At 48.3% G+C, this 25,662-nt stretch carries 27 protein-coding genes; 13 read left to right on the forward strand and 14 right to left on the reverse strand.

The window, feature by feature from the left end; translation table 11 throughout:
* Nucleotides 1-86: 86 nt before the first annotated feature.
* The 3 genes from OL444_RS22335 to OL444_RS22345 form a co-directional block, all read right to left on the reverse strand.
* Entirely contained in the window at nucleotides 87-1,235 is a 1,149-nt protein-coding gene (locus OL444_RS22335) for a putative sensor domain DACNV-containing protein (protein WP_264729626.1), read from the reverse strand.
* A gap of 108 nt (nucleotides 1,236-1,343) precedes the next feature.
* The gene (locus OL444_RS22340; RefSeq protein WP_264729625.1) at nucleotides 1,344-1,916 is read right to left on the reverse strand and encodes a GNAT family N-acetyltransferase; all 573 of its coding nucleotides are present in this window, start codon (nucleotides 1,914-1,916) and stop codon (nucleotides 1,344-1,346) included.
* A 981-nt stretch (nucleotides 1,917-2,897) separates the two neighbouring features.
* Nucleotides 2,898-3,821: a hypothetical protein gene (locus OL444_RS22345; RefSeq protein ID WP_264729624.1), complete on the reverse strand. Its 924-nt coding sequence runs from the start codon at nucleotides 3,819-3,821 to the stop codon at nucleotides 2,898-2,900.
* A 292-nt stretch (nucleotides 3,822-4,113) separates the two neighbouring features.
* Here OL444_RS22345 and OL444_RS22350 point away from each other — a divergent pair, with 292 nt between their 5' ends.
* Together OL444_RS22350 and OL444_RS22355 are read left to right on the forward strand one after the other, a co-directional pair.
* Entirely contained in the window at nucleotides 4,114-5,169 is a 1,056-nt protein-coding gene (locus OL444_RS22350) for a sensor histidine kinase (protein ID WP_264729623.1), read from the forward strand.
* A gap of 24 nt (nucleotides 5,170-5,193) precedes the next feature.
* Nucleotides 5,194-5,922 carry a LytR/AlgR family response regulator transcription factor gene (locus OL444_RS22355; protein ID WP_264729622.1) on the forward strand — a complete coding sequence of 243 codons (729 nt, stop codon included), beginning with the start codon at nucleotides 5,194-5,196 and terminating at the stop codon, nucleotides 5,920-5,922.
* A gap of 80 nt (nucleotides 5,923-6,002) precedes the next feature.
* Here OL444_RS22355 and OL444_RS22360 read toward each other — a convergent pair whose 3' ends face one another.
* The 8 genes from OL444_RS22360 to trhA all read right to left on the reverse strand — a co-directional run bounded on the left by OL444_RS22360 (nucleotide 6,003) and on the right by trhA (nucleotide 10,427).
* Nucleotides 6,003-7,211, reverse strand: coding sequence for a lanthionine synthetase LanC family protein (locus tag OL444_RS22360; protein WP_264729621.1), 1,209 nt, complete (start codon nucleotides 7,209-7,211; stop codon nucleotides 6,003-6,005).
* 131 nt (nucleotides 7,212-7,342) lie between these two features.
* A complete protein-coding gene (locus OL444_RS22365) occupies nucleotides 7,343-7,537 on the reverse strand; it encodes a class I lanthipeptide (RefSeq protein WP_264729620.1) in 195 nt (64 codons plus the stop codon).
* A gap of 176 nt (nucleotides 7,538-7,713) precedes the next feature.
* A complete protein-coding gene (locus OL444_RS22370) occupies nucleotides 7,714-7,902 on the reverse strand; it encodes a class I lanthipeptide (protein ID WP_264729619.1) in 189 nt (62 codons plus the stop codon).
* Between the two features lie 73 nt (nucleotides 7,903-7,975).
* Nucleotides 7,976-8,152 (reverse strand): class I lanthipeptide, encoded by a 177-nt coding sequence (locus tag OL444_RS22375; RefSeq protein ID WP_264729618.1) that lies wholly within the window; start codon nucleotides 8,150-8,152, stop codon nucleotides 7,976-7,978.
* Nucleotides 8,153-8,294: 142 nt separating this feature from the next.
* The gene (locus OL444_RS22380) at nucleotides 8,295-8,480 is read right to left on the reverse strand and encodes a class I lanthipeptide (protein ID WP_264729617.1); all 186 of its coding nucleotides are present in this window, start codon (nucleotides 8,478-8,480) and stop codon (nucleotides 8,295-8,297) included.
* A gap of 481 nt (nucleotides 8,481-8,961) precedes the next feature.
* Nucleotides 8,962-9,147 carry a class I lanthipeptide gene (locus tag OL444_RS22385; protein ID WP_264729616.1) on the reverse strand — a complete coding sequence of 62 codons (186 nt, stop codon included), beginning with the start codon at nucleotides 9,145-9,147 and terminating at the stop codon, nucleotides 8,962-8,964.
* A 195-nt stretch (nucleotides 9,148-9,342) separates the two neighbouring features.
* Entirely contained in the window at nucleotides 9,343-9,531 is a 189-nt protein-coding gene (locus tag OL444_RS22390; RefSeq protein WP_264729615.1) for a class I lanthipeptide, read from the reverse strand.
* Nucleotides 9,532-9,791: 260 nt separating this feature from the next.
* The gene (gene trhA / locus OL444_RS22395; RefSeq protein ID WP_264729614.1) at nucleotides 9,792-10,427 is read right to left on the reverse strand and encodes a PAQR family membrane homeostasis protein TrhA; all 636 of its coding nucleotides are present in this window, start codon (nucleotides 10,425-10,427) and stop codon (nucleotides 9,792-9,794) included.
* A gap of 315 nt (nucleotides 10,428-10,742) precedes the next feature.
* Here trhA and OL444_RS22400 point away from each other — a divergent pair, with 315 nt between their 5' ends.
* From OL444_RS22400 to OL444_RS22430, 7 genes are all read left to right on the forward strand, one after another.
* Nucleotides 10,743-11,546: an AraC family transcriptional regulator gene (locus OL444_RS22400; RefSeq protein WP_264729613.1), complete on the forward strand. Its 804-nt coding sequence runs from the start codon at nucleotides 10,743-10,745 to the stop codon at nucleotides 11,544-11,546.
* 51 nt (nucleotides 11,547-11,597) lie between these two features.
* Nucleotides 11,598-13,613, forward strand: coding sequence for a M1 family aminopeptidase (locus tag OL444_RS22405; protein ID WP_264729612.1), 2,016 nt, complete (start codon nucleotides 11,598-11,600; stop codon nucleotides 13,611-13,613).
* Nucleotides 13,614-14,019: 406 nt separating this feature from the next.
* Nucleotides 14,020-14,457, forward strand: coding sequence for a hypothetical protein (locus tag OL444_RS22410; RefSeq protein WP_264729611.1), 438 nt, complete (start codon nucleotides 14,020-14,022; stop codon nucleotides 14,455-14,457).
* Nucleotides 14,458-14,461: 4 nt separating this feature from the next.
* Nucleotides 14,462-14,986, forward strand: a complete 525-nt coding sequence (locus OL444_RS22415; protein WP_264729610.1) for a class I SAM-dependent methyltransferase — start codon at nucleotides 14,462-14,464, stop codon at nucleotides 14,984-14,986.
* A gap of 33 nt (nucleotides 14,987-15,019) precedes the next feature.
* Entirely contained in the window at nucleotides 15,020-16,042 is a 1,023-nt protein-coding gene (locus OL444_RS22420) for a bestrophin family protein (protein ID WP_264729609.1), read from the forward strand.
* Between the two features lie 318 nt (nucleotides 16,043-16,360).
* Entirely contained in the window at nucleotides 16,361-16,648 is a 288-nt protein-coding gene (locus OL444_RS22425) for a hypothetical protein (protein WP_264729608.1), read from the forward strand.
* Nucleotides 16,649-16,651: 3 nt separating this feature from the next.
* Nucleotides 16,652-17,173, forward strand: a complete 522-nt coding sequence (locus OL444_RS22430; RefSeq protein ID WP_264729607.1) for a hypothetical protein — start codon at nucleotides 16,652-16,654, stop codon at nucleotides 17,171-17,173.
* A gap of 50 nt (nucleotides 17,174-17,223) precedes the next feature.
* On the opposite strand, the gene OL444_RS22435 is transcribed toward OL444_RS22430, so the two are convergent.
* Nucleotides 17,224-17,580: a hypothetical protein gene (locus tag OL444_RS22435; RefSeq protein WP_264729606.1), complete on the reverse strand. Its 357-nt coding sequence runs from the start codon at nucleotides 17,578-17,580 to the stop codon at nucleotides 17,224-17,226.
* Nucleotides 17,581-17,900: 320 nt separating this feature from the next.
* Here OL444_RS22435 and OL444_RS22440 point away from each other — a divergent pair, with 320 nt between their 5' ends.
* A complete protein-coding gene (locus tag OL444_RS22440) occupies nucleotides 17,901-20,603 on the forward strand; it encodes a T9SS type B sorting domain-containing protein (RefSeq protein WP_264729605.1) in 2,703 nt (900 codons plus the stop codon).
* Between the two features lie 294 nt (nucleotides 20,604-20,897).
* Complete coding sequence (locus tag OL444_RS22445; protein ID WP_264729604.1) at nucleotides 20,898-22,496, forward strand: ABC-F family ATP-binding cassette domain-containing protein; 1,599 nt, start codon at nucleotides 20,898-20,900, stop codon at nucleotides 22,494-22,496.
* Between the two features lie 34 nt (nucleotides 22,497-22,530).
* Here OL444_RS22445 and OL444_RS22450 read toward each other — a convergent pair whose 3' ends face one another.
* Together OL444_RS22450 and OL444_RS22455 are read right to left on the reverse strand one after the other, a co-directional pair.
* Nucleotides 22,531-23,349 carry an arylamine N-acetyltransferase family protein gene (locus OL444_RS22450; protein ID WP_264729603.1) on the reverse strand — a complete coding sequence of 273 codons (819 nt, stop codon included), beginning with the start codon at nucleotides 23,347-23,349 and terminating at the stop codon, nucleotides 22,531-22,533.
* A 35-nt stretch (nucleotides 23,350-23,384) separates the two neighbouring features.
* Nucleotides 23,385-23,861 carry a hypothetical protein gene (locus OL444_RS22455; RefSeq protein WP_264729602.1) on the reverse strand — a complete coding sequence of 159 codons (477 nt, stop codon included), beginning with the start codon at nucleotides 23,859-23,861 and terminating at the stop codon, nucleotides 23,385-23,387.
* A gap of 222 nt (nucleotides 23,862-24,083) precedes the next feature.
* Here OL444_RS22455 and OL444_RS22460 point away from each other — a divergent pair, with 222 nt between their 5' ends.
* Together OL444_RS22460 and OL444_RS22465 are read left to right on the forward strand one after the other, a co-directional pair.
* Nucleotides 24,084-24,686, forward strand: coding sequence for a porin family protein (locus tag OL444_RS22460; RefSeq protein WP_264729601.1), 603 nt, complete (start codon nucleotides 24,084-24,086; stop codon nucleotides 24,684-24,686).
* 142 nt (nucleotides 24,687-24,828) lie between these two features.
* Nucleotides 24,829-25,647: a M57 family metalloprotease gene (locus OL444_RS22465; RefSeq protein WP_264729600.1), complete on the forward strand. Its 819-nt coding sequence runs from the start codon at nucleotides 24,829-24,831 to the stop codon at nucleotides 25,645-25,647.
* Nucleotides 25,648-25,662 lie beyond the last annotated feature (15 nt).

Below are 25,662 nucleotides of genomic sequence, written 5' to 3' on the forward strand. Positions count from 1 at the left end.
GTTTTAACCGCAGCAGCAAAATGACCAGGGGTGCTGCTCCCCTGGTTATCTTCTTTTTGAAAAGTGGTTGTCGGTTACGGCTATGCCTATATCAACAGGATATCAATCCTGTGCGCCTGTACCAGGTTTGCTTTGTCTGACCAGGAGAACACGGTAAAATATCCATCCTGGGAAGCCACGAGTGCCAGGGCGTCCCGTTGGTCATGTACAAACTGGGCGGCAGAAAGGTGCCGGGTGCCTCCGATACTGGAAGGATGCATCAAGGTAGGTACGCCATCGAGTATCGGTTCTGTCAGCAGAATCTGATCTACCGGTTTGGCATCTTTGGCCCGGGCTATTTTAGCGCCGAAGGCCAGCAGTTCCTGCTGATTGTTAATGACGGTAGCGCCATCTACCGCTGTAAGGCCGGTAATATTTTCTACCTCCCGCCGGAGTGCATTTTGCCAGAATATTTCTGTTACTTTTTTGCCGTCGTGCCGGATCAGGTCCGCAATACCAGCGAAAGCCGGTACCACCGGATATTGCAGGGGATGGATAATAGAGTCGCGCCAGGCATCGCTGCCATAGGGCGTCACCAGCAAAATACCGCCGCGTTTGTGCGCCCGCATGGATACCGCAATCTGGATCAATACATTCACCCCATCGTTCCAGAGACAAGTGGTTTCCACACCCAGTAACGATTTGAGGATAGGCGGCGTTTCCGCCAGCTTGCCGATATCTTCATTGATCACCTTTACCTGATCGCCTCTCAATACGGCCACATTGGTAAATTTGCCCAGACCTGCTGCCCGGCGGTGTTTTACCACCAGGAGTCCCGGTTCAGATACGTCCAATACAAAACAAAGATTAGGCAGTTTGATGGTGGTACCCCAGATATATAATTCATCTCCTTCATACCAGATACCTACATGTACACCAGCCCGCTCCACACCGGGCGCGAGTTTGGTCAAGGCATGCGGGGTGAGGGGAATCCTTTTTTCAAATAAGAGGGGCTTACCGGCCTGAGAAGGTTTCAGGAAAGCCAGGGATATGCGGGTAGCATTGCCTTCTTCTTTACGTAAGCTGGCCCAGAAAGCCACATCAATGATCTTTTCCACCAGTACCGCCGCCGGTACATGGGCCAGGTCATCCTCTCCTTCTTCCTTCGCCACGATCAGATGTTTCTTAAAGTGGGAGGTGATGATATCTGCTACTTTATTTGCTGCCTGATAGGTAGAGCCATTCATTGTTTCCATAAATCCGATTTCACTTTTGATCTGATTATAATCATTTTTCCATCGCGAATTTACGGCTTTTCAACACGATAAGCTGCAACAGGCCGGCAGGTAGTATACGCGGCAGGGTTATACTACTTTGCGCATCATATATAATTGCTGGGAGAAGCTTAACTCCTGGTACACCTCAAATCCATTCCGTTCATACCAGCTCACATTGCCCGGCACGGAGGTTTCCAGGTAGATGGGTCTTTTCATCCCGTTGGCAGCAGCCATCAGTTTCCGGAGCAGTTGTCCGCCGGTGCCTACATGCTGTTGCTGGGGTTCTACCCCTATAAACCACAGATAATAAATGGGCGTAGCCGGATAACAGGCAGCAATGGCCGCTTCCCGTTTCAGCACCTTGCCTACCCGCCAGATGCTGATACCTTTGAGTACAAATTTCAGGTCCAGCCAGATGGTACGCAGGGATGTTTTTTTCTGGTCCGGGAATAGCACGAGGGCGCAGGCGCCTTTATCTGCTGTCAGATAAACTTCCCCGAAACGCAGACAAAGATCAAAGGAATACGCCATCAGCTGGGCAATCCTTTCTTTACGGCGGGTATCCTGTGGAATAATATAATTTACACTGGGGTTACTGTCAAAAGCCCTGCAAAGCAAAGCTATCACTACACTCCGGTCGTTAATTGTAGCTTTAAGCATAAAATGTTTTCATTATCAGGGTATATCACCGGTATTTCCCTCAAAAGATCGGATTAATTAAACGGTTTTTTTGTTAATCCAATGTAAAAACAATTTCGCTTAAGATCTGCAAAGAATTTTAATGGCTGGTATACTACATAAAGGGCGGACGGAGACAATGGCGGAGATGCAGCACCTTATTTCCGCCCGCCTGCATAAACCAACACTAAATGAATAAGGCTGGATAACCCACTCGTATTTCCTCTTCTTAAACTTACTTTGTGTCACACTAATGAATCGCACAAGGACCGGGCTATGGTCAATGCCCGGTCGGTTTTCATCATGATACAGCATATCTTTAGCACCGGAGAAACGCCCATAAAACCGTTTCCTGGTGTCGAATATTCCTTGTTGGGTCTATTGCCCGCCCATAGCGGGAATAGAGAGAGGCAGATATACCCCGTCCTGCCGGTGAGGCAGGATCGGGTGTAATCTTTACCGGTCACAAATCCCGTTCTTTCCGGACGAATGAGTGGGCAGTCGCCTGCAGTAAGCAAATGGGTATAAGCAGCTGTTTTTGAAAACATCACCGCCCATCCCCGGCGCTCACCGTGCAGTAATTACAGCTGGTTCCCGAAAGCAGTTGATATAGTGACTGATGAACGAATGCTGATCGGGGGCAAATACCAGGGCAAATTACCGGGCGTTCCTACTGCCACCGCCACGGACCTACGAAAATATGGCTGCCATGTCACAGTTGTCCTGATGGACGATCGTGGCCTGGCAGTAATGATTTTTTCGCTCCATCAACCTGTAGTATTTTGTCGCCGGCGTGTGCCGGCATGGCTACAGGAGCTACTGCTCAGCAATGCCCAAAGTGGTATAAAACCTTCAAAGAACCGGATGGCTGCATTCCTGCCTGACCTGTCTAAACAGTACAACGGGTACTGTTCCCCTATGAAACAAATGAGGCAGGAAGCCAGCCGGAGTTGTTGTTGTTACCTATTTAGCGTATGTGTAGTTTAAATCACCACTGGAAGTGATAGGCTTAGGATTGCCTCCACTAGATATGGTTGATTTAAAGCTCACTTTTACAGGGCGGTTTACAGCGTTATACTGGAACGTATTTTTTGTTACTGTTACAGTAGAGTCAAGTTTGCCGTTGATCTTTATGTAAACAATATTTTTTGTTTCCACTGCATTATGCTCACTGAATACATCATTATCAGCACCATCCAGTAAGTAAGGCAATAACGGATGAGTAATGAAGGTTGGACGATTATCAAAACCAGTTACCAGTAATCTGGCTATCACCTCCGTACCATTGGTACGGGTCACCTTCTTTATATTTTTGTTCTCATAGGAATAAGTCGTTACGATCGTTCCCGGCGTTACTCTGGGATCGGTTTTGGTAGTCACGTACAACAGTCTGCCCGTAGCGTCATAGGTGTAACGGTCATCTGTTTCCAGTGTACCGCCTTCCTGGCTTACTACTTTTTTACGGCTGATATATCCTTTGCTGTCCCACTCAAAGGTGGTGGTACCAGACAATTCAAACTTTCCATTTACCAGGAAGTCAGGGGTGTAATTCAGCACCTTCAGCAACTTACCGCTGGCATCATATACCACGGAATCTTTGTCTGTTAAGAAATTACCGGCATAATGGGTAATTACCAGGGGCTGCTGGCGGCTGTTGTAGCTGATCTTCTGTATGATACCGTTGGTGCCCAGGCTGGTGCTGGTGAGCTGACCGGCAGGGGCGTAACCTACTGGCGCTGCGGCGGCAGGGTTACCAATAAATCCGGGGTCGCCCTCTACTACCTGCTGGGATTTATTGCAGGCGGTGCCTACCAGTAATGCGGCGGCCAACAGGGTAGCATTCAATTTGATGTGCTTGAACATTCGTTCCGTTTTGCGATGTGTCATAAAATTGCAGTTTAGGTTTTTAACTAAGAAAATGGTTTAACTATTCGTTAATGTTATTTATATATGGCATCTTGCTACAGCAGTCATGGCTGCTATCGTATCGTTGTTTTCTCTTTACGGATGCAAAGAAATAGAGAATAAATACCTGTCTGTATGAATTTTGATCATCTGTCCGGATTTGCTGACTAATGTCGGGAAATGCGTTACCAGTTGCAGCAAACAAACCTTTATAAGTCGCGGTATTGCTGTTTATTTGTTTTTTATTTGCTTTTTTTGAGTAAAATTGATCCGTATGTACAAGCATCCCTTTTTGGAAAAAATATGGCCACTCATGATCATCTTTGGGGTGATGCAAACCATGCTGGTATTTCTGCAGCTACGTGTACAGGGCGTATTGTACGACAATGCCCTTATGCTGGCGCTGCTGGACGCTATTCCGTCTTCCCTCTGTGCTTATTTGCTGAGCTATGTATTACTGCCGCTGTTTATTAACCGGCGACAAATACTTTTCTTTTTTCTGGTTTCCGTATTAACCTGCCTGGTAATTAGTTCGCTCGCGGTATATTTCGGTCAGCCGCTGCTGTGCCGCAGCTTTAATACGGTGCTTTCTGATCCGGCTATCTGTAGTTTCAGGATGCTCTTTCCGGGTTACTTCATTGGCCTGATTTTCAGCAGCGGTACCCTGTGCGGTATCCGCTTCTACCAGGAGTATGCCCGCACCCGGATAGACCATGAACACCTGCGTACCACTCACCTGGAGGCAGAACTTACGCTGCTGCGCGACCAGGTAAACCCACATTTTGTATTTAATATGATGAACAGCATTCATGTGCTGATTGAGAAAGATGCCCGCCAGGCGGCAGATATGGTGTTGGAGTTTTCAGATATGCTACGCTATCAGCTATACGATTGTTCCAAACCGTTTATTCCTTTACAGCAGGAAATCGTTTATCTGCAGAATTATGTAAATATAGAAAACAAACGTCGCGGCAATGAGCTGAAAGTAGATTGTAACTGGGGTATTACCACACCGCTTTGCCATATTTCGCCCCTGATACTGACTCCCTTTGTGGAAAATGCCTTTAAACATGTTTCCCGGTTTCCCGATAAACACAACTTTATCCGCATAGATCTGGTGATGGAAGACGAAAAACTATTTTTTATAGTGGAAAACAGCAAGGAAAAGGCCATACCCATGCCTGACCCTTCCCCACGGCATAAAGGTATAGGACTGGTGAATGTACAAAAAAGACTGGCCCTGCTCTATCCGGAACAGCATATACTGCGAGTAGAGGAAACGGCAGACCAGTTTGCTATCTTCCTGGAAGTAAAAATCAATTGTCTCTAATAAAACGCGTATCGCGCTACCCACATGGAAATTAAATGTATCATTGTTGATGATGAAGCACTCGCGAGGGAAGGATTGAAAAAATATATCAAAACGTTTGACTTTCTGTCATTAACGGCGTCCTGCAACAATGCTATTACGGCACGCGAAGTACTGGAAGAAACACCGGTAGACCTCCTATTCCTGGACATCAATATGCCCAAAATGAGTGGGCTTCATCTGCTGGAAACCTTGTCTGACCCACCAGTAACCATACTGGTAACGGCTTATCCCGACTATGCCCTGGAAGGATTCCGGCTGGATGTGATGGATTATCTTTTAAAGCCGATATCCCTGCAACGTTTTACCAAAGCCGTACAGAAAGCACAGGACTATTTTATGTTACGGCAGCAACAGCAGCAGCAACTTCCTGCCAGCAACCCGGTGGTCGCCGATTACATTTTCGTAAAACATAAGCAGGTCTATGAAAAAGTGATGCTGGCCGATATTCTCTTTGTGGAAAGCATGCAGAACTATGTCATCATCCAAACCATACATACTAAAATTATCGCCTACCTCACCTTTAAAAGTGTGGAACAGCAATTGCCGGCAGATACTTTTCTGCGGATCCACAAATCCTATATTGTCAACCTGCAGCATATCAGTACGGTAGACAGCAACATGGTACAGGTAGCCGGGCGTACCCTGCCAGTGAGCCGCAGTCAGCGCGAATTACTGATGCAGGTGGTCAACAAGCGCCTGCTAACCAAATAACGTATACATTTTCCGGCCGGCAGCACAGACAAGTGGTGTCATGCAGCCGGAAAATGTGCGTATATCCATCACCGGCAGGATCAGGATAACAATAAAAATTCATCCCACGCCAACGCCTGGTCCTGTGTGTGCGACAGGAGCGACAATCCTACACCGGTACTGCCATCCAGCAGGTCCCAGGCATAATCCCACTGTTTATCTTTACCCTGCCATACCCGGATACCATGCACCTGTTTATCCGGTGAAAAAGCTACTTTTTCCAATGCTTTATTGTGCCAGAGGGTGGCGCTCTCATAAAAAGTGCGGTCGCCGGTTTCATGCCAGAACTTACGGAAAAAAGCAGCAATACCGCCGGAACCATGGCACAGGCAATTATCTACAATACCCGCTGCTTCTTCCGTATCCCTGCGGGCACTATGATGCATGATGTCCAGCGCTTCCTGTTTCCAGGCGGCTTCCCCGAATACTTTCCCGCAATACCAAAGGGCATGCGCCACATTCAGATCGCCATAACACCAGGAGAGGCGGCTGTGTATACCGCTGCCATCCAATATTCCCGGATACAGTGCTACCTGTGAATCGGGGGCGACATCCGGATTTTTATGCTGCAGCATGAATGCTATATTTTCGTATATCAGTTGCCGGCAGGTATCCTGAGCAATACCGGCCTGGTAGATCTTGGCCAGCAAGATATGCAGGGAACAGTTGCCATGCGCCAGACTAAACGCGTCCACACCTTTTTCAATAGAGAGGTCGTGCAGGGTGAATACCGGCAGACTGCGCCCCAGTGGCGTCATCTCACTCAATTGCAGCAAACCGGCTACAAATGCCGACAGGTGCGCCCGTACCTCCGGCAGATGGGCAAATGACACCAGGAAATTACAGATGCCGGCACTGCCATGCAGGAAATCAAAATCCTCCTGCTCCACAAAAAATTCGCTTTGTACAATGGCATTCCCGATAAAATCAGCCAACAGGTAGTCAATATCCAACTCTACAAAATCGTGGTGGTTGAGGTGATGCAGTAACCAGAACGGCCCGGAATAACCATTACAGAAAGCATAGTCAATACCTTTATCCGGTGAAAAATTTTCGTATACGGCTTCCAGACAATCAGCCGCATGATCTACTGTATCATCTATATATTTCTCATAGTAAAACATAAACAGCAAGGCCCCCCAGGGTCCTTTAAACAAGCTGTCGGCATGCCGCTCATCGTATTCCTTCTGAGCGAACATTTGTACCATATCATTGTAAATTTCCTGCAATTGTGGGATGGCGGCTTTCATCACTGATTGATATTAATTGAAAAGACAACTATCAGAAAAGCGGCGGCTTTTCCAATGGCATATACAACATGAAAGCTGTATGCCCCGATGGACATACAGCTGTTTCATGTAAAACTTACTACCCGTAATTATTAAGGGATCATGCAGCAAGGACGGTTTGGTGCAGGACGGCTGGCGATGCAGCTGGAAATTTGTCTGGTTTCCACACAGGCGCCTACCTGGGTAGCACCACCCAGCAGTTGTTGTTGTTCTTCCATGTTCAGTGCAGCAACTGTTTCTTTAGTTAATAACAGTTTTTTGCTGAGATCCATTTTTTTCTTTTTCATAACAATAGATATTACGGGTATCCTCCCCTGTCTTTAGCTTTCGCAACGCCGTGGGGCGGTTATTCAGCGCAAAAAGATAATTCGTAGACAACAGGCGCTTTTGTCTGTCGGTAGTGCATAGCTACCTCATGAGAGGTGGCCGCAGTGCCGGCTGACAAATAAAAGGCCTGTTTGTATTAGCAGTAAATACAAATTTCCTGGCCAGGCCGCATGGTGATGCAGGATTCCTGTGCTGTAATCTGACAATCACGTCTGGTTAATGGTAATGCTCCACCAGCGAGAGATTGTTGTTGATGTTGGTTCAATTCAGCTACAGTAGCTTTGCTGAGGAACAGTTTTTTACTCAGGGATACTTTCTTTTTCATGACGGCCTTTTTTTAAGATAAATAGAATTAAACGTATAGTCATTCCTGTTATATAACAGGAATGACCGGAAAATTACATACAAACTACGCCTGGTCTTGGGCGGGATACGCAGGTATCCTGTGGATCCCAGGTACAGTCAGATGTTTCCTGTCCACCGGCGAGAGAAGCCTGTTGTTGTTTGTTCAGATCCAGGATGGATGCTTTTTGCAGCAGCAGTTTTTTGCTGAGTGTTAATTTTTTCTTTTTCATAACTAAAATTTATGTGGGTGAATCCTGTAGGACACCAGCTACTAACCGGAATTACAGGGGAATAAAAAACAAATCGGCCGATCACCATATTTTCTTCGCCGGCAGTTTTCATAATGGTATTAACCAGCCGGCTATACGAAGATTAACGGCAAACCTGTGTTCTGGGTACTCTGGTTTCACAACCAGCCATAGGATCCCAGGTATTACAGTTAACAAGGGAGCGGGGAGTTCCGCCGGCTACCAATGCCTGCTGGTTTTTGTTCAGTTCGAGGATGGCTTCTTTTTGCAGCATTAATTTCTTGCTGAGAGACAGGTGTTTCTTTTTCATAACTAAACGGTTAATTACAAGTGAATCCCGGTTTACTACGGATGTAAGGACATGACCATCCCTGCTATCCGGTTACCGGAAATTTAAATAGATGATGCTGATACACTATATGATAAAACTACTTTTCCGTATGATGATACCGGAAAAGTCAGATAAAAACTGCTGATCTGCCCCGTATAAACGATTGGTAAAGGCATGACAATTTCTCCGCGTGTCCGGTAAGCATCCGGTCGTTGAGATTTGTAGTGCTTTCTGCAGTAACGGGATTATCTTGTTTGCGCGCATTTTTATGCTGCCAGACAAGTAATTTTTTCCATTGTCAAACAATCTATTGCAGGTAATTCGCCTGATTTCAGGCTGTTGCCAATCCTTATCCGGACCGGCAACAGCTTACAGGTAATTAAACAGCATCGTTGTTATAACCAGCAGGATTATACCCCTGTTTCCATGAGCAAACAACGGGGCCGGCTATACGAAAAAATCACACGCACTGATGTCCCGGACGTGGATGCGTTTCGCAGGTACGTTCAGGGTCCCAGGTACCGCAATCTATACGGGAAGCGGCAGCTCCGCCAGCCAGGGAATTTTGCTGATTTTTATTCAGCTCCAGGATAGCTTCTTTTTTCAGCAGTAATTTTTTACTAAGCGATAATTGTTTCTTTTTCATAATTAAAAGATTGATTACAGGTGATTTCCCCGCCATTCATCAGGTTAAACAGTGATAGCATAGCTATTGATTGGGTCAATGTGTCTTTGCAGGGAATAAAATTGGCTGATCAACGGGAACAAATATCTTAAGGGTAATCCATACCGGTATAGCTGCAGAACGGGTTAAACGAACATCAGCGTTAACAGGAAAGGCTTACAAACATACACGTCCTGGCTTAGGAATAGACTCACAGGTAGCAGCAGGATCCCAGGTAGCGCAATTCGCATTAAGGGTACGTCCAACACCACCTAAAACGATGTCTTGCTGTTGTTTGTTCAGATCAAGTACGGCCTCTTTTTGCAGCAGTAATTTTTTGTTCAATGACAGTTTTTTCTTTTTCATAACATAAACGTTTATTACAGATCCTCCCCTGTCTTCAACCTCAGATGGTAACGCCCTGGGGTGGTTATTCAGCGCCAGTATCAGTATCGGAGAAACGGGATAGCCATGTAGTTCTGAACATAGATTACATAGATACTAGGTTGTTATTACTTTTTATATCTATCGTTGGGTCTTTATTATTTTTTGAGATTTTGAAGATAAGCAAATCGTTAATTAAAAAAAAATTGTTTTGAACAACGGCAATTTTTTCAACACAATTATTACATCGCCAACAACACAGCGGCATAGTGGCAAAGTGCCGCTGCCAGTACAAAAGCATGCCATATAGCATGTGTATAGGTATATTTATCCCAGATATAAAAGATCACACCCATCGTGTACAATCCGCCACCAACGCTGATCAGCACCAACACAGGCAATGGCAGGTCATCAAAAAAACGCCGGCCGCCGGCCACCAATATCCATCCCATCAGCAAATAAATAATCGTAGAGATGATATCATATTTGCCCGTAAACCATACTTTAAAAAAGATGCCGACTACCGTCAATCCCCATAGTACACTCAACAGCGTAATCCCGAAAGCATTGTTCATATATACCAGTAAGAACGGTGTGTACGTGCCTGCTATCAGGAAATAAATACTGATGTGATCGAAGATGAGAAAGATTTTCTTTACCGCTGGTTCCTGGGATAAATGATATACCGTAGAACTGGTAAAAAGTATCAGAAAGCAAAAACTGTAAATACCTGCTCCAATGATCCCTGCCGTATTTCCATGCGTGGCTGCAATTCCCGTCAGAATGGGCAGTGCGCTGATTCCCAATACAATACCGGCTGCATGTATCAACCCGTTTACGATCTCCTGTTTTCTGCTATAACCTGTTTGTATTTTCATGGATGCAATTTACTCAGAAATTTAATTCACCCGTCAACTACCTGTTTTCAGGTAGTCATTATTACCTGTTTATGTAAAATGAGATAGTCATTTACGTGTAGCCATTATCGTTGTGTATCCATCGGCAACAACGGCATTAGATTATACGCATAAATGATAAAATAACATGCAACATTTCATAACAGCCTCCCGGCAGTATCACCAGCACGTTATCAACCCTTCTTTTACACCGTTTTACGCACAGGCCTTTGTGGCTGGTATTCCTACCGGGAAATACCTATCTTTGGAAACGAAAGTCGACCTAAATCTATTGCAATGGCAATCCTTCTGGCAGCAGGAAACTATTTCGGTACCGAACGTAAAGCAGATGAAAACAGCTGTTTCAAACTCAATATTACCCATTACCAGCCCTATACGGAAATTCATGAACACTACCATGAAAACGCGTACCTGAGTCTCCTCATCAGCGGCCATTACCAGGAAGTACATAAACATACCGACCATATTCTGTCGCCGGGAGAAATCATTTTCCGACCGGCCGGTTACAACCACGCCAATCATTTTCAACATACCGGTGGCAGCTGCCTGAATATTGAATTCAAAGAAGAGATCCTGCAACAACAGGCGCTCAAATCCCTGGTACCCGGCAGTACCACCATCTACCAGGCGGGCACCTTTGAATACCTCTATAAGTTGCTGTATTGTTTTATCAATAATATCGACAGCGGCCTGTCTGAAGAATACCTGTTCCGATGGATGGCCACACATGACCCACACCAATCGCATTTGCCGGTCCGGCTGCCCTGGTTGTCCAAAGCAATCCGTATCCTGGAAAATGAACCGGAAGAACGACATAGTATTACGTCGCTGGCGGCCAGGGTATATGTACATCCCGTTTACCTGGCCCGGGCCTTTAAAGAAAGAACCGGCCTGACACCAGGGGAATACCAGCTGAAAATACGTATTCAGAAAGCCATGGCATTGCTCTTCCGTACCCGGCTGTCGGTGAATGAAATTGCCTGCAGCACCGGCTTTACCGATGCGGCCCATTTTATCCGTTCCTTCCGGCTGTTTTATCCGGCTACCCCTCACCGGTTCAGGAGTGCTTTAAAAAGTTAATACGGTACAATTTTATTTGCTGCCCAATCTATTCCTTTGCAATAAAAAAACATGAGGCAGCATCATAGACCCATCCGACAGGCAATCAGCAGCTATCTGACATTACTCTCACTGCTCTTATTACCCGTTCTCGTATCCGCCCAGCAACAATTACAATACCAGCTGCAGGTAAAAGCCAATCTGGCCCAAAAGACATTCTCCGTGGCCGGCACGCTCTCCTTTTTAACAGACAGCACTACCAGCGACTCCGTGGAAATCGTGATCAGCCGGCATGCTACGCCGCCTCAACTACAACTCCTCACAGCCGCCGTAACGGTGGCCCGTATCGATACAGCCCCCAACGCGGCCGGCGATATGGCCTATCATATCCGGTTCACACACCGCACTACCCCGGGCACCCGGCTCGAATTCCGGTATGCCTATGAACGCGGCCACACACCTGCGTTTCAGTATTACCTGGACAGTACCTTCTGTATGGCCGGTGGTTACGGGTCCGCCTGGTACCCGCAGGTATCCTCCCGCTCCAGCGATGGCAGCATGACCTACACCAAAGGTACCGGCAGCATTGCCGTTACGACCGATCAGTCATTAACCGCCATCATGGCTGCCAGCACGGTACAAACCAGCAACAACGGAGGGCTCCGCACCTATACATTCCGTTATACCCGGCCGGATATTCTTTCGCTCTATATTGGCCGCTACACCAAACAGGAAAACAAACAAGGCTTGCCGGTTACCTGCTATACCATGGGCTCTGCCGCCAACGGCAAAGCCATCGCGGAAAAAACCGTGGCGGTCATGCAATACCTTACTACCCTCTTTGGGCCACTGGACATTCCTGACTTTTCCATCATAGAATTCCCGGATGCCATCGCAGAACAAACCGGTATCGGCGGCGCCAGCCTGATGGGCGGCATCCTCATGCCGGCCAATGCTTTACGGCAGTTCAACTATGCGCTTTTCGGGCATGAGTTATCCCATCAGTGGTGGGGTAATAAAATCATTGCCCGGGGGCAACGGGGCGCCGATATGTTATCAGAAGGCCTCGCACAATATGGCTCTCTCCAGGTGATCAAACATTTCGACAGCAGCAACGCTTTCCTGTACCGTACCACCGGATACCCCGGCTACATCCCCGACCAGTCCGGCCTCGGCTACCTGAAAAATGTAGTAGCAGGTAATGATGAACCTCTCACCCGCCTCACCGGCGCCAATGGCCATGCCCTCGGCGACAGCAAAGGATTTCTGGTACTGGAACTACTGGCGCAAACCGTTGGCCACCCGGCATTTCACCAGGCCTTACGGCATATCGGCGAGCGTTACAGCCATTCCGGCATCAGCTGGGAACAATTCCAGCAGGAAATTACCACCGCCCATGGCAGCGACCTCGAATGGTTCTTCCGGCAATGGTTCGAGCGTACCGGTGCACCTTCCTGGGCTACCACCTGGGCACAGGACAAACAAGGCCTGACCATTACCATTACGCAGCAAGACAGTCTTTACCGGCTCTCCCCGGAAGTGGAAATCACCACTGCCAGTGGCCGTAAAATTATCAAGACCATTAGCCTGCAAGACCGCGTTACCCGGATCACCATTCCGCTGCAGGAACAAGTAACCGCCGTAACAACAGATCCCGCTTTCCGGATTATACACTGGGATGCTACCCTTACGCCCATTGCACAGGAAATGGGTAAACTACAAAAGGTACAGCTGCTGCGGATATCGCGGGACCTGCCCGGCGCCGAACAACTTGGCCGCTCCTATCTGGAAGCCGGTTTTCCGCAAGACAAATATGGCGCAGAGTTTACGTTGTTATATATGCTGGGCCGGATAAAAGGCACCCAGCAGCAGGAGGATGCCGCCCTGGATTATTACCTGCGGGCCCTGCGTTGTGTAACCCGGGCACCGGAGTTACTCGCCTACACCTATTACCGCATTGCCGTTATCGCAGCGCATAAAAAAGATAAAGCATTGCTGACATGGGCTGGCAGCAACGCCATCAAAGCCGATGCACTGAACAAAGACCGCGATGGTATGCAGGGAATGATCAGCAGACTGACCATATAATAGCATCACCCAAACAAGGGTGGCCCCCGGCCGGTAAGCAGTGCTGCAACTGTTTTGCCGGCCGGGGGTGTTTTATACCCGCCACATAAAAAATTCACCGGGTATACCGGCTACGGATAAACGAAAAACAGCAGGCCTTTTCCCGGGCCACCATCATTGCGCCTCCACATCGTTCCCCCATCCCTGTTGTGCCTCCTCTACCCGGCTTAACATGTTCTCTCCGCATATACCCCCAATTCATCTAACCGGAGAGATCGCTTGTTGCTATCATCAATTTAGTATATTCGTTCAGGTTGTCATGAAACGGCACATTACCTGCATGGCTATACGTTCTCTTCCGGTGAACAGGGAACACTCCGTTTACCCGGCAGAACTTCCCCCCAGGTAGCTGCTGTCTTACACAGGTATGCATCTCCCCAAAACTTTCCCGGTGAAAGTAAACCCTTGCATCCCTACCATTGTGGTTACAAACATGCACAACTACCAGGCAGTCAACGATAAAAAAACTACTTCTGCAATGAACACGGAGCAATTAACCAACCCCCTCGTCAAAGCCGCTATTGTGGCGATGACAAACGGTGACCGTACCACCTGGACGGAGCTGTTTACCCCCGATGCCATCTTTACGGATGATGGCCATACCGGCAGCATCAGCGCATTTACCGCAGGTGTCTTTGGCAAAGGCAAAGAACATTTCACGCGGATTGACAAAGTAGCCAACGACGGCCTGGATATTTACGGGCAGTATCATTCCGATCAATGGGGCGATTTCAAGACCTTTTTTAAATTCGGCATCACCAACGGAAAAATCTTCCGGTTAGATGTAGGACAAGCTGATTATTAAGTGTATGGAATTTCACGAAGCCATTGAACTCATCCGGCATCCTACGCTGACAAGGCCCCAGGAAAGCATCTGGGCCGATCTTGGCTGTGGCAGCGGATTGTTTACCTATGCCCTGGCACACCAACTGGCAGCCGGGAGTACGGTATATGCCATTGATAAAAGCCCGGTACGACTGCACCCCCACCCCTTGCCACGTCCGGTGACTATTTTTCCGCAGCAGACAGACTTTGTACAAAGTCCCCTGCAATTACCTCTGTTGCAGGGAATCCTGATGGCCAATGCCCTGCACTATGTAGCGGATAAGCGTAAACTACTCCGGCACCTCCGTACCTACCTGCAACCCGATGGTTGTTTGCTCATCGTAGAATATGATACCACCGCCGCTAATCAGTGGGTGCCCTATCCGATTCCCCCCACAGCCTTAAAAGCATTATTGGCGGACATCGGGTTTGCTCATTTTCTAATGCTTGGTACAAGGCCCTCCGTTTATCAACCAGTGCAACTCTATGCCGCACTGATTACGTCATAAAATCATTTAACCTAAAAAATACTGCTTCCTGTTATGCATACTGGTAATCATTACAAACTGAAAGAATTCCTGCTTTGGACGCGGCGGGACAGCTATTGGATATTTTTCCTGGCGGTGGTGCCCACCAGTCTCTATTATTTCCTGGACTGGAAATGGCTGGCTATTCCCTGGGTACCTATTGCCATGATTGGTACCGCTGCCGCCTTCATTGTCGGGTTCCGGAACAACGCTACCTACAGCCGGCTGTGGGAAGCCCGGCAATTGTGGGGCAGTATCGTTAACAGTAGTCGTTCCTGGGGTATCATGGTCCGGGATTTTGTGACCAATCACCAGGCAAAAACACCTTTACCGCTGGACCAGCTGCAACAGGTACACCAGCAACTCATCTACCGGCATATGGCCTGGCTTACGGCGCTGCGTTATCAGCTCAGAGAACCCAGAAGCTGGGAAAATATGCGCAAACGTTACAACCGGGAGTATCAGGAGAAAGTATATAAAGTACCGGAGCAGGAACACCGATTGGAAGATATCCTGCCCAGGTATTTATCTCCGGAGGAAGAAAATTATATTCTCGCCAAAAAGAACCGCGCGGCACAGATCATCAGTTTACAGTCTGCCCAACTGCGAGATCTGTTGCAGGCAGGATTGATCGATAACTTCCGGCATATGGCGCTGGAAGGGGTGCTGAAAGATTTTTACAACCAGCAGGGAGGCTGTGAGCGGATCAAGAACTTCCCTTATCCCCGGCAGTTTGCCAGTATTAACCTGTTTTTCGTACGCTTATTCATTATCATGATGCCTTTCGGCATGTTACAGGAATTCGGTAAACTAGGCGGCTGGCTGGTCTGGTTTTCGGTACCGGCCAGCTTAATGGTATCCTGGGTGTTCAATGCGATGGAAAAGGTAGGGGAAAGTACGGAAAATCCGTTCGAGGGCAGCGCCAATGATGTACCTATATCAGCGCTCAGTCGTACTATTGAAATTGACTTACGGGAGATGCTGGAAGAAAAAGACCTGCCCCCTGCCTTACAGCCGGAGAATAATATTCTGCTATAATGCGGGCGACAGCTGCTTATACAGCCACCATCCTTCCGCTTGTTACCCGCCGGAAAAATCCGGAGAAATGCCGGCTGAAGATAGGTGTAAGGGGGATGTAGATATCTTTATACCGGATTTCAACCTGATAACTATAACATCACCGGGATATCAGTTCCTCCGGACTATACGCAGATCGGAAGCATTCGTACAGACAAAAGGACAAGATGCACAACGTAGTATTTTAAAGAAATAATAACCGTCGGTTCTTATCCGGAAAGGGGATTCGCCCCTATCTTTGGAATATTCACCCAGCTGCTGCAACAAGAAACTATAGCTATGAAGATGAACGAAGTCACTAAAACGGGATTAGCCGGACTATTTGTTTTACTGGGGATATACGTAGTATTGATCCGCTGGTCTATACTACACGGGGCCCCTATCCATATTTACCTCCTCTTTGTCGTGCTGCATCTGATTATTATAGGCTGGTACATACGTCAGCTCCGCATCTTGTCTGATACACCACAGGCCGGTATCAGCAAGGGATTTTCTCTCCTTTTGTCATGGATGGTGCATATTGTTTTAATCATGATTGCCATTATGGTATTTTTTCTGAGGAATTAAATTATGCCCAAAGATAACAGACATCAGATCACCTATGCCGAAGGTGGCTTCACCCTCCGCATCCCTGTGCGGCAGCTGCGCCGGTATATTGCATGGGACAGTATTGATGCCATCCTTTTTAACAATCACGGCAGCAGCGACTATAGTGATCACGCACAGGAATATACGATTTACCTGAACCGGCTGCCGGTAGTAGCACCTGATGAACACGCCCGCTGGATAAACCACTGGAGTTACCGGATGGGGTTTTACTGTAAACATTTAATCCTCCGGATCAACGATCTGGAAAACCGTGATTTTGACAGCCTGGCTATAGAAATACCAGCTCATCTACCCGTAGTACATGAGATAGACTATACCAGCCCCCGCTACCGGGCGCCGGAAAATAATCAGGTCCATACAGATAGTAATAAAAATACCCGCCGGGAATACTGGCCGCCGAAAGTGAGTCCTGAACCGCTGCAATTAGTATATGACCGTTATCAACAGTCGCTCGAAGAAGTACGTAAACGCTATAACAGATAAGATGTCTGCTGCCTAACAATGCTATTTTTTCCGACCGGGGTAATAGGCTATCATTTTGTTCTGTCCAGTTTAATCATGCCGAGGTATTGTACCGGCGCTTTATCGTCAATTAAAATGTGCTTGACTTCCATTTCATGGCTGGTATCCATAATCACCAGGTTATAGACGCCTTCCTTTGCTACATTGATTTTAAATTGCCCCAGCCCATTGGGTAGTATGCTGGCACATTGTTTTCCTTTGCTGTCATACAATACAATAGAAGCCGTCGGCACCGGTGTAGCCACCCGTTTGGAATGTTTAGCCCTTTCACAAACCACGCCTGTAATCTGGTATTTTCCTTCGCTCTGCACTTCAATAGGCCCAACCATCAGGTAAGTAGAAATCAGCAACATAGAAAATGTAATCATGATAGCAAAATTTAAAGGTGAACGGATAAATTGTAAGACATCCCGGCGCTGCATCCCGAAACTGAGGCGCGTAAATACATCCACATGTGGTACAAATTAAAAGCGAAAAAAGGTGGATTTGGTTAATGCACTGTTAAGGGCAAAAAACCACGGCGACATCTACTTAATTGATATAAATCAATATCTGTATCAAAATGAAAGTATATATATCAGATTTATACTACTCTGGCTGTATATCTTTCCCACTGCGGTTATACACGCTAATTGCTGCAAATAAAATCAAGAAAATTTCGTTACATTAAGGGTATGATCCCAACCCCATGCAGACCCTTTCACGTTTGAAAAATATTCTCTGCTGCCTGTTTATCCTCCTTGCCACAGGGGTACAGGCGCAGGATTGCACCACCATCGGACAAAATCCGGCGACTGCCTTCCCCGTATGCGGCACCAAAACCTTCACCCAGCAATCCGTACCGCAGTGCGGCAACAAGACGATTCCGGGGCCGCCCTGCAATACACCCGGTGGTGGTACCCATACGGATAAAAACCCCTTCTGGTATAAATTCACCTGTTATACTACCGGCACACTGGGCTTTGTTATTACACCGCATCAGGGAGATGATGATTATGACTGGCAACTCTTTGATATCACCGGCCATCAACCCAATGACGTATATACCAACGCGCAGCTTTATGTCAGTATGAACTGGTCGGGCGATGGCGGTGTGACCGGGGCATCGTCTGCCGGCACCTACCTCGATGTGTGCAGCGGACCCGGACAACCCTTATTCAGCTCCATGGCTACCCTGCAACAGGGGCATCAGTACCTGCTGCTCATCAGCCATTTCAGCAACAACCAGATTGGCTATGACCTGAGCTTTACCGGCGGAACCGCCAGTATCACCGATCCTAACATCCCGCACCTGCAGCAAGCCGCCTACAACTGCGGTCCGTATACCATTGGGATCAAACTGAATAAAAAAATACAATGTAGCAGCATCTCCGCCAATGGCAGTGAATTCACCCTGCAACCCGCCGCTGCAAACATCCTCAGCGCCCGGGGCGTAGGCTGCAACAATGGCTTCGATACCGATTCCCTGCTGCTGCAACTGGATAAAGCACTTCCCATCGGCAGCTACCGCGTCACCTCCCGTAATGGCGCCGACGGTAATACCTTCCTGGACGCCTGCGGCAACACTTTACCCATCGGGGAAAATATGCCGGTTACGGTGCTCCCCTCCCAGCCGGTGCCCATGGGCAAAATAAGTCCGGTTCCCTGTGCGCCGGATCAGCTGATCCTTACGTTCCCTGCCCCGATCCGATGTGCAGCAGTAGCCGCCGATGGCAGCGATTTCCTGCTCACCGGCCCTTCCCCTGTACGTATAAAAGGAGCCCTAACCAACTGTAATGCAGACGGACTAACGGATACGGTTACACTGCTACTGGATCGCCGGATCATCCGCGATGGCACCTATACCGTGACGCTGGTACGGGGCAGCGATGGCAACACCGTGGAAAATGAATGCCACCTGGCCTCTCCGCCGGGCGGGAAAGCCACTTTCTACATAGATCCGCAACCGTATGTTCCTTTGGGAAAAGTATCTCCTCCTCCCTGCGCACCGGATCAGCTCACGTTATCGTTTCAGCCGGCCATCCGCTGCAGCAGCGTAGCCACCAATGGCAGCGACTTCCTCATCACCGGCCCGGCTACTGTTGTGATCACAGGCGCCACCACCACCTGCGATGCCAATGGCCTGACCGATAAAATTACCCTGCAGCTGAAAGACCGTATCCTGCAGGCAGGCAACTACCAGGTAAAGCTGGCCACCGGTACGGATGGCAACACCGTACAAAGTGAATGCTGGCAGGAAACACCCGCCGGCGCCGTGCAACCTTTTACCATTGATCCGCAACCGCAGATACAACTGCGCCAGATAGCAGCCGTAGGCTGCGCGCCCACCACTGTAAAAATAGGTATGTCGATACCCGTACGCTGCGCTTCCATTGCGGCGGATGGCAGCGACTTTACCATCAGCGGCCCCACCACCGTACGCGTTATTGGTGCTACCGGCGACTGCAACAGCCAGCAGCTCACCGATAGTATATCCCTGCAACTGGCAGATAAAATATACCTGGCAGGCACCTACACCGTACATCTCGCTGCCGGCCGGGATGGCAACACCCTGCAAAGCGAATGCTGGCAGCCCGCAACAGCGGGCCTCCAAAGTATTTTTCGTACAGCCGACACCGTAAATGCCAACTTTGACTATACCTTTGAACGCAATTGCCGCATCACCACTTTCCACTTTACCCACAACGGCCAACATGCCGTAAATACCTGGAACTGGCAGTTCGACGATGGTGAAACCGCTACGGTACAAAATCCGGAAAAGAAATACTATGACTTCGGCCTCAAACAGGCACGGCTCACCGTTTCCAATGGTGTATGCAGCCACACCCTCACCAAAGACATTGAATTGAAAAGTGCCGTACAGGCCTTATTCGACGTTTCTCCCGGCCCCTATTGCCCCATGGATGTAGTCACGCCTGTCAACAAAAGCACGGGCACCATTATCTCCTGGAAATGGGATTATGGCAACGGCGCCACCAGCACCGGACCTCTTCCCCTGCAAATGCTGTATTTTCCGACCCGCAAAGAGGAAGACTACCGGATACGCCTCATCGTAGAAAATGACGCGCATTGCCTGGATACGGCCATACGTACCATACAGGCGGTCAACAACTGCTACATTGATGTGCCTACGGCTTTTTCGCCCAACAACGATGGTAACAACGATTACTTCTATCCGTTGAATGCCTACAAGGCTGTGGAACTCCATTTCGCGGTATATAACCGTTATGGCCAGCTGGTATTTGAAACTACCGACTGGCGCCGGAAATGGGATGGTACCATTGGCGGGAATCCGGCGGGCATTGGTACCTATGTATGGATGCTGCGCTATACGGAAAAGGAAAGCGGCAAACACGTTTTCCGGAAAGGCACCACGGTATTGCTCCGGTAAGCCCCTCCTTTTTTACAGGTAGGGATTTTACAAAAAATGCCTACCTTTGCGCCATCATGAAAATCTAATACTTCTCACAACATACCGGTTTTATAGCATAACAGGGCTGCCTGCCCGATGTTTCCGGTTTCCTGATCGTCTTATTGACTATTCATTATTTGTCTTGCTACCAACAGCATATCACCACATTTATTCACTAAAATTTTACTGCGATGGAAATCACACATGTATCTCTCCCGGCTACTGCTATTTTTCAACAAGCGTTGAACATTCCACACTTCAAAATTTACAACTATGCTGCTTACCGCACAAAATATAACTTATACACTACCTACCGGAGACATCCTGTTTCAGGACGTTCATTTTACGCTGCATAAAGGCGAAAAGGCTGCTATTGCCGGAAATAATGGTACGGGAAAATCCACACTGCTGAAAATACTGGCTGGCCGGGAAGCCGCCTATACCGGCACTGTCAACCGGCAAAGTACCCTGTACGAAGTACCGCAACACTTCGGCCATTACAACCAGTTAAGCATTGCCCAGGCACTGGGCATCGATCAGCAGCTGGATGCGCTCAATGCTATTCTGAATGGGGATACCCGGGAAGGACTTTTCGATATACTGGGTGATAACTGGGACCTGCCGGAACGTTGCCATCAGGCTTTTGAAAAATGGGGCTTGCCGCCCTTCCCCCTGGATCAGCCACTGGCGGCGCTGAGCGGCGGAGAAAAAACCAAGGTATGGCTGGCGGGGATCGATATTTTCAAACCTGAAATCATCCTGCTGGATGAACCCACCAACCACCTCGATGCCCGTACGCGGCAGCAGCTGTATGACTGGGTGTCCACCACTGCCCGTACCCTCCTGATTGTGAGTCACGACCGGCAACTGCTGGAGTTATGTAATCCTATCTGGGAACTACAACCACAAGGTATCCATGCCTATGGCGGCAACTATACTTTTTATGAGGAACAGAAAAGTATGGCTACTGCCGCCCTGCAACAACGGATAGCCCATCAGGAAAAAGCATGGAAGGAGGCCAAAAGACAACAACAGCAAGCACTCCAGCGGAAGCAACAGGATAATGCGCGGGCCAATAAAAACCGGGAGAATGCCGGCATACCTAAAATTCTGTTGAATACCCGGAAGCAGGCCGCGGAAGATTCTACCGCCAAACTCCGACAGGTACAACAGGAAAAGGTGGGCCAGTTGCAGGCTGCGCTGGAAAAAACCAGTGGCACCGAACAGGTGAGCCGCCTGATGAAAGGGCATTTTGCACAGTCCTCCCTCCACAAAGGAAAGGTGCTGGTAAAGGCCACCGGCGTGCAATATACCTATCCTTCCGGCACTACCCTATGGCAAACCCCTCCGGACCTGACCTTGCTCAGTGGCAGCAGGCTGGCCATCACCGGCGCCAATGGCAGCGGCAAATCCACCTTCCTGCAACTGCTCATGGGCAAACTGCTCCCCGCTGCCGGCGAATGTATCGTTACACCTGTGCGCTGCCTGTACCTCGACCAGGACTATACGCTGATAGACCGCAGTAAAACAGTACTGGAACAGGCGATGGCCTTCAACGAAACCTTGCTGGAAACAGCCATGGTAAAGACCCTGCTGGTACACTTCCTATTTGAGAAGGATAGCTGGGACAAGTCCTGCGCCGTACTAAGCGGCGGGGAAATGCTCCGGCTGTCGCTCTGCAGTATGATGATGCAACACCAGGCGCCGGATATGATTTTGCTGGATGAACCAACCAATAACCTGGATCTGGAAAATATCAAAATGCTGACACAGATCTTTGCCGCCTACCAGGGCACCCTGGTAGTGGTGTCACATGATGCCGTGTTTCTGCAGGAAATAGGTATTACCACTACCCTGGCACTTTCTTCCTAGAAAAAGACAAGCGCCTCACACCGGCTATCTGCATTTATGCAGATGCCGGTGTGTTAAAAATGCGTTCCAGTGCCTCATCCAGCTCCCCGATATTACCTACCGGTATACCAAACAGGTTGTTCAGCACAGCTTTCACTGCCGCGCCGCTGATCAGTCGTTGCCGGTCTTTTTCACCACTGAGATAATGGGTGGTAAATACCCCGTTGCGCAGGGTATAACGTACCCCTGGTCCGGCTTTGGCGGCAATCAGCTCGTGCACAAAATGAGAATCCGGGTGCGTAGATACATACCAGTTAGCTACTTTATAATCAACAAAATGTTGTTCTTCCAGGTTAAACCGGTATACCGGTATCCATTCGTTATGTAATAAAATTTCCAGCAGGTAAATATCTCCTTCCTGCAGTATTCTGAATTTTTCGTGTCTGGTTTGCTGGATAATATCCGGCTGAAACAACAACGGGGAGGTGAGCGTAACGGCGCCAAATCCAACATCCGCTATATAGCGTTGCCCATCCAGCGTAATGAGCAGCAACATATGGGTTTTAGTACTGACCTGGTCGGGCGGCAACGTCCATGATACACGGGCTGCCAGTCCTGCTACCTGAAATCCCAGCCGGGTTAGCACTTCTTTAAACAGCAGGTTTTGCTCATAGCAATAGCCGCCCCGGTTTTCATAAATCAGTTTCTGTGCAATAGCCGGCATGTCCAGCTTCACTTCGCAGGCAGTAAACGGATTGATGTTTTCAAAGGGAATATACTGCGGGTGCAGGTAATGCAACTCCTGCAAAGTATCGAGGGTAGCGGTCGCGGAACCGGTATAATGAATACGATCAAAATAATCCTGGAGATGCATATGGATAGATTTTAGATAAGATGTCCGGAGATGGGTTATAAACGCGCGGCTTGCCGCTGATAATCGAATTGCAGATCTTCATGTAAATGTGTAATGGCTTTATTTATTTTTTTCTGTTGCTGTGCATACAGATTAGCCAGCGCCGTGCTGGTATGCTGCAACAAACCGGAGGATTTCAGTTGCGCACAGAAATGCAGCAGCACTTCTACCTCCACCTGCCGGGAGCCGGTATAACGGATAAATTTGGCGGCAGTACGTAATACCTTACGCAGTTTTTTCATAGCGATATAAAAATTATCGTTGGCCAATGCGGCGAATCCTTCGTCTATCATCTCTTTGATGGACTCAATATAGGTTTGTTCGGAGGATGCCTCAAACAACAGATATGTCAGTAATTCTTTATTGTCTTTCTTATACCTGGCCAGCCGTAAGCACAAAGTGACCAGCTGTGCAGGCGGAAGCGCCTGTAATTCCTGCTTTAATTCATGGATGGTTGCTGCTTTCATGCCCATAGCCCTTCTCTTGTAATTGTTCTGTAACGAAGTTACAACCTATACCAACAGGTTGCGTCACAAAAATAAGGTGATTGCAGCTTTCTGTTGCCCGACACGATAAAATCCGTAGAGGAAATTGCACCTGTGACGGTTAAAAAGGCGGGAGTCATCTATTTGTGCGGTCAGACCGGCAATAGGTATAATATACATTCGTTTCTTTGGTGGATAAATAAAGTTCTTATGAAGAAACCATCTTTGCTTTTGCTTTTGACTTTGATCACTTTACAGCTTAGCTTCCCGGCCAGCGCACAAAAAATCCACTATGGGCTGAAAGCGGAGCTGAATATGTTTAATGTGGAAGGCAAGGGGATCTCTGCTTCCTATAATCCCGGCGGACGCCTGGGTGTTTTTGCTATCTATGATTTCGCCCGGCACTGGGGTATCCAGCCAGAACTTTTAGTGACACAGGCAGTTGCCAAACGCGGCGATAATTTCAGCACCTATTATGTGAATGGCAGTAATCCGGATGCAAAGAAAAATGCAAAACTCAGTTATATCACTATACCTATATTGTTTCGCTACAACCTGAACGAGCAGTTTACTTTTAATGCCGGTCCGCAATACAGCCTCTTGTTTTATGATAACGAGAATTTTGTTCGCAACAACCGGTCCGCATTTAAGCGGAATGATGTTGGCATTGTGGCAGGTGTTACCTTCAATCTCGACAATGTACATTTCTCCGGCCGTTACGTATACGGATTTTCTGATGTCAACAACATCGATGACCGTTACGAATGGAAAACCAGACAGATACAGCTGGGGGTAGGTGTCACCCTCCGTTGAGTATCAGGCAACTTCTTTTTTATACGCATTCCCGGAAAGCAATCAGCGGTATAGCGCCGTAAAATTTCTTCCCGGGAATGCGTATTTACATACGGGGTAATACGTAATTTTATACTATTATTCACAACCAAAATCGAACCTTATGAAAGTCAACAACCTATGTTTGCTATTGTGCGTGGTGGCCACTTTCCTGTTTTCCTGCCGCAAAGAAGAAGCAGCCGGCAATTCCGCCACCGACACCATTTCCGCTGCCGTACTGGACCAGATTAAAGCAGCTGGTTATGACGTAACCGGTATCCGCCAAACTGAGGAAGGCTATATCGTTGAAAATGACCTGCTGCTACCCTACAGCGACGTGGCCAAACTCCCTGGGCGCCTGTATCTGCCCGCCGGAAAAACCGAACTGGTACGGGCTTCTCAATTGGTAACAGGGCTGCCCCGCGTCATTACCATTGCAGTAACAGGACTACCGGGTAGTTATATCAGCGCCACCGATCAGGCGATAGCGGCCTACAACAGCCTGAATTTAAAGCTAAGATTTCAGCGTGTTGTCGGTTCCGCTCAAATTACCATCCAGGGGCGCGACCTCGGTGTCGTAAGTGGCCGCTGGCCCTATGCCTATGCCGGGTATCCTTCCGGCGGCAACCCGTATCCCTCCATCACCATCAATACCAATCCTTCCGCATTTGGTACCCCTCCGGATATCGTGGCACTCAGAAAATCTATTTTACATGAAATCGGCCATACGATCGGTTTTCAGCATTCTGATGCCAGCAACCCGGCATTCAGCTGTGGCCCCGGTGTTTACAATGGTCCGGCCGTGGTTGGTGGTGTCATCTACATCCCCGGTACGCCTGCCGGACCGGAAGCCTGCTCCTGGATGCTGACCTGTCTGGACCCGACGTGCACCTCCAATTTTACGCCCGGCGATATCATCGGCCTGAGATATATTTACGGCTAAGCATGTAAAATAATG

This window comes from Chitinophaga nivalis (assembly GCF_025989125.1).
Taxonomy (GTDB): Bacteria; Bacteroidota; Bacteroidia; order Chitinophagales; family Chitinophagaceae; genus Chitinophaga; species Chitinophaga nivalis.